The organism is Desulfopila sp. IMCC35006 (assembly GCF_005116645.1).
Taxonomy (GTDB): Bacteria; Desulfobacterota; Desulfobulbia; order Desulfobulbales; family Desulfocapsaceae; genus Desulforhopalus_A.
In genome coordinates this window covers 1-824 of the sequence record NZ_SWCM01000048.1, presented here as the reverse complement: position 1 = coordinate 824, position 824 = coordinate 1, and the positions used below count along the sequence as shown (strand labels likewise).

Here is an 824-nt window from a genome sequence, read left to right as displayed (position 1 = left end):
TAGGCTACATATTTTCCCGCAGCAGAAATTGATCCGGCTATTTTGCTTCTGATCGTGATGATATCTATCGGAGTGTGCTGGGTGAGCTTGCTGAGATTTTTCTGCATCTGCACCAGAGTACTTCCGGAAGCGACGTTGGTAGTGATCTCCCTTGCTGCAAGCGACAGTTTTTCCACAGCAGTATAAATAAAAGCCGTTGCCATATTCTTTTTAAGCTGGAGGTTCTGTCCATTGGCCTCAGCGGCTTTTCTGGCGCGTAGCCAACAGCTTTCCATGACATAGGCATAGATGGCTATATCTGCCAGACGTCCCAGGATTTCCTGCTGTTTCATCAAATCGTCGCCGTATTTCTCATAGGCGATTCCCAGGGAAAAGAGAAAAACATCTTTCGCCGCCTGCACAACCTCACTGGGGTTCTCCCTGACTGGGAACACTTCACCGGCTTCGACTTTTTTTAACAAGCTGTTGACCGTAGCAAGCAAGGGCAGGGCATCTTTCTTGGCACGACGAAGAAGAGTGGTTGGAATGAGGTTTCTGTTAATTTCGTTGGTACCCTCAAAAATTCTTCTGATCCGTGCATCCCGGTACAACCGTTCTATCGGATATTCGGCGATGAACCCGTAACCACCATGGATCTGCACCCCCTCGTCGACGACAAATGCTTCGACTTCACTGGCAAATACTTTTTCGAGCGAACATTCCAGGGCATACTCCTCGATCCCTTTCGCCGTGACCTGTCCGCCATCTTCACCGCTGCGGTCCAGGCTGTGCATCATATTATTCAACAACCCGCCAGTGCGGTATACGGCGCTTTCTGCGGCGTA

General features: G+C 49.8%; 1 protein-coding gene. It reads right to left on the bottom strand.

The window, feature by feature from the left end:
• On the bottom strand, positions 1-776 hold a 776-nt coding region (locus FCL47_RS25495; protein ID WP_304992192.1), incomplete at its 3' end, for an acyl-CoA dehydrogenase family protein.
• Positions 777-824 lie beyond the last annotated feature (48 nt).